We start from the raw sequence: 4,041 nt of genomic DNA on the forward strand, positions 1-4,041 counted from the left end.
TAAAATTACTCTATTAACTCAGTCAGAACAAGCTGGTTATGGTCATGCAGTTTTCTGTGCTAAAGAGTGGGTGGGAGATGAACCTTTTGTGTTATTACTAGGAGACCATATTTATACTTCAGAGGTAAAAAAATCTTGTGCAAGTCAAATTTTGCAAGTCTACGAACAGACCAATAAAAGTGTAATTGGCGTGAGAATAATACCAGGGACAGAAATACATCATTATGGTTGTATTAGTGGGAGTTTAGTTGCCGATGGCATAATTAATATAGATACAATTTATGAAAAACCAGAACTAAATTATGCCAGACAAAAACTTCATGTGGCAGGAATGAAAGAAGATGAATTTCTAGGAGTTTTTGGCATATATTTATTGACAGCAAAAATATTTGATTACCTAGAAGAAAATATCAAACAAAATGTTAGAGAAAAAGGTGAATTTCAACTGACATCTTGTTTGGATAAATTGCAAAAAACAGAAGGAATGAACGGGTATTTGGTAAAAGGGAGATGCTTTGACACCGGAATGCCAGATGTGTATTGGCAGACAATGATTGATTTTCGTAATACTTGATAGTATCATTGTAGAGAAAAATTTAGAAAACAAGGGAAAAACTTACTATGACTCATTTTGGTTTAATATGTCCCGGATCGACAGGACACCTAAACACAATGCTTCCCTTGGGGCAAGAATTAAAAAGGCGCGGTCATCGCGTTACTATGATCGGGGTGCTTGATGCTGAAGCTAAAACATTAGCAGCAGGATTAGAATTTCTAGCTTATGGTACAGAAGAATATCCCAAAGGAGGGATGGCAGAATCTTTAAATCAGCTGAGTAAACTTAGCGGGTTAGCTGCCTTTCGCTATACCATTAACCTATTTAAAGACGGGGCAAATGTTTTGCTTCGGGATGCTCCGCAAGTTATCAAAAATGCTGGCGTAGATGCTTTACTAATTGACCAAGCTTCATCAGCAGGTTCGATCGCCGATTTTCTCAACATTCCTTTTATCACTATCTGTAGCGCAGTAGTATTAAATCCAGATGAGAATGTCCCCCCTTATTTGACCAACTGGAAATATAGCACCGCCTGGTGGGCAAAATTACGCAATCAAGCTGGTTATGCTTTGTATAAACGGCTGAGAAAACCGATCGCGCAAGTAGTAGCTGAGTATCGTCGCCAATGGAATTTACCTCTATACTCTCAACTTGGTGATGCTTATTCTCAACTAGCTCAAATTAGTCACCAACCTGCTGAGTTAGAATTTCCCAGGAAAAATTTGCCCCAGTGGTTTCATTTTACTGGACCCTATCATTATTCATTCCAGTAGTCGAGAACCTGTTTGCTTTCCTTGGGATAAATTGACAGGAAAACCTCTGATTTATGCTTCTATGGGAACTGTGCAAAATCGTCTGATTGATGTCTTTTATAAAATTGCAGCAGCTTGTGAGGGGTTGGATGCTCAGTTAGTAATTTCTCTGGGTGGGTCTGCAACTCCAGAATCTCTACCCAACTTGCCAGGAAGTCCTTTAGTTGTGGAATATGCGCCCCAGTTAGAATTGCTCAAGAAAGTCACTCTTACTATTACTCATGCAGGTATGAATACAACTTTGGAATGTTTAAATAATGCAGTGCCAATGGTTGCTATTCCTATTGCTAACGACCAACCAGGAATAGCAGCGCGAATTGCTTGGAGTGGAGCAGGGGAAGCTGTACCTCTGAAACGTTTGACTGTACCTAGGTTAAAAAACGCCATTTCCCAGGTATTAACACAACCTTCATATAAACAAAATGCTTTGAGACTACAGAAAGCGATCGATACAGCAGGTGGGGTAACTCGTGCTGCTGATATTATTGAACAAGCAGTATCTATAAAAAAACCAGTCTTATCTGAAACTATAAACTAGGAAAAAACTAATTATGACTCATTTTGGTGCTATCTGTCCTACACATATTGGAATAGTTGGTTATGAAGCCAAGGTACTAGAAGCAGGATTAGAATATCTTGGCTATGGCAAAGAAGAATTTCCTGAAGGGGCAATGACAGAGTATTTGCATCATCTGAGTAAACTCAGCGGGATACCTGCTTTCCGCTATATTATAGTTAAAATTTTAAAAAAAGAGGCAAACGCTTTGCTTCAGGATACTCCACAACTGATCAAAGATGCTGGCATTGATGCTTTACTGATTGACTCAGTTTCAACAGGAGGGGTAGCGATCGCCGAGCTTCTGGAAATTCCTTTTATCACTATTTATAGCGTAGTGCTATCTCTTCAAGAGAATACCGTTCCTCCTATTTTCACTAACTGGAAATATAACCCCACCTGGTGGGCAAAACTGCGTAACAAATTTGAGTACCGTAGATCTAGACGCTGGGCTAAACCTTTGATAGAGGTCGTGAGTAAATATCGTACTCAATGGAATTTACCTTTGCAACCTCAGCCTGATACTCCTAATTATCAATTAGCTCAAATTAGTCACCAACCTGCTGAGTTAGAATTTCCCAGGGAAAATTTGCCTAAGTGCTTTCATTTCACAGGACCTTATCATTATTCAGGTACTAGAGAACCTGTTGCCTTCCCTTGGGATAAGTTAACTGGGAAACCTTTAATTTATGCTTCTCTTGGAAGTTTAGTAAATCGTTTTTTTGATGTCTTTGATAAAATTGCAGTAGCTTGTGACGGGTTGGATGCTCAGTTAGTAATGTCTCTGGGGGGTTCGGCAACTCCAGAATCTCTACCGAACTTACCGGGAAATCCCCTAGTTGTCAAATATGCACCTCAGTTAGAACTGCTGCAAAAAGTTACTCTGACTATTACTCATGCAGGAATGAACACAACTCTAGAATGTTTAAACAATGGAGTACCAATGATTGCTATTCCTATTGCCTTTGACCAACCAGGAGTAGCAGCACGAATTGCTTGGAGTGGAGCAGGGGAAGCTATACCACTGAAGCGTTTGACTGTAGCTCGATTAAGAAAAGCAATTTCCAAAGTGCTAACACAACCGTCATATAAACAAAATGCTTTGAGATTACAGTCAGCAATTCAGCGATCGGGTGGGGTAACTCGTGCTGCTGATATTATTGAACAAGCAGTATCTACAGGAAAACCTGTCTTAGCAGGAACTATCTAACTAGAAAACAACTTATTGTGACTCATTTTGGTGCGATCTGTCCTACACAATTTACAGGACATCTAAATACAATGCTACCTTTGGCACAAGAATTAAAAAGGCGAGGTCATCGCGTCACCTTTATTGGAATAGTTGGTTATGAAGCTAAGGTATTGGCAGCAGGATTGGAATATCTTGACTATGGTCAAGAAGACCTTTCTCCAGAGGCAATGAAAAAATCTTTGTATCATTTAAGTCAACTCAGTGGAATAGCTGCTTTACGTTATGGTATTCAGCTCAAAAAAAATGGGGCGAATGTTTTACTTAAGGATGCTCCACAACTTATTAAAAATGCTGGCATAGATGCTTTGCTCATTGACTCAATTTCAATCGCAGGAGGAACGATCGCCGATCTTTTGGAAATTCCTTTTATTACTATTTGTAGTGCAGTGGTATTTCATCTAGATTATGCTATTCCACCTCATTTTAAAAGTTGGGAATATAACCCTACCTTGTGGGGAAAACTCCGCAACCTATCTGCTTATACCTGGTCTGGACTACTCAGAAAACCTGTGAGAGATTTGATAGCAGAGTATCGTCGCCAATGGAATTTGCCTTTGTACTCTCATCCTAATGATGTATATTCCCAACTAGCTCAAATTAGTCAACAACCTGCTGAGTTAGAATTTCCCAGGGAAAATTTGCCTAAGTGGTTTCATTTCACAGGACCCTATCATTATTCAGGTACTAGAGAACCTGTTGCCTTCCCTTGGGATAAGTTAACTGGGAAACCTTTAATTTATGCTTCTCTTGGAAGTTTAGTAAATCGTTTTTTTGATGTCTTTGATAAAATTGCAGTAGCTTGTGACGGGTTGGATGCTCAGTTAGTAATGTCTCTGGGGGGTTCGGCAACTCCAGAATCTCTACC

5 protein-coding genes are annotated in these 4,041 nt (G+C 39.5%); all 5 read left to right on the forward strand.

Features of this window, described 5'->3' with window-relative positions; genetic code table 11:
* Positions 1-574: sugar phosphate nucleotidyltransferase (locus F6K13_RS18125; protein WP_287287940.1), on the forward strand; the 574-nt coding region annotated here is incomplete at its 5' end.
* 47 nt (positions 575-621) lie between these two features.
* Complete coding sequence (locus tag F6K13_RS35235; RefSeq protein WP_339379468.1) at positions 622-1,329, forward strand: hypothetical protein; 708 nt, start codon at positions 622-624, stop codon at positions 1,327-1,329.
* Positions 1,330-1,360: 31 nt separating this feature from the next.
* Positions 1,361-1,906: a nucleotide disphospho-sugar-binding domain-containing protein gene (locus F6K13_RS35240; protein WP_339379467.1), complete on the forward strand. Its 546-nt coding sequence runs from the start codon at positions 1,361-1,363 to the stop codon at positions 1,904-1,906.
* Between the two features lie 13 nt (positions 1,907-1,919).
* On the forward strand, positions 1,920-3,134 hold the full coding sequence (locus F6K13_RS18135; RefSeq protein WP_287287941.1) for a glycosyltransferase: 1,215 nt from the start codon (positions 1,920-1,922) through the stop codon (positions 3,132-3,134).
* A gap of 17 nt (positions 3,135-3,151) precedes the next feature.
* Positions 3,152-4,041 (forward strand): glycosyltransferase (locus F6K13_RS18140; RefSeq protein WP_287287942.1); only part of this gene is annotated, 890 nt, incomplete at its 3' end.

It is taken from the genome of Okeania sp. SIO2B9 (assembly GCF_010672505.1).
GTDB classification, from domain to species: Bacteria; Cyanobacteriota; Cyanobacteriia; order Cyanobacteriales; family Microcoleaceae; genus Okeania; species Okeania hirsuta.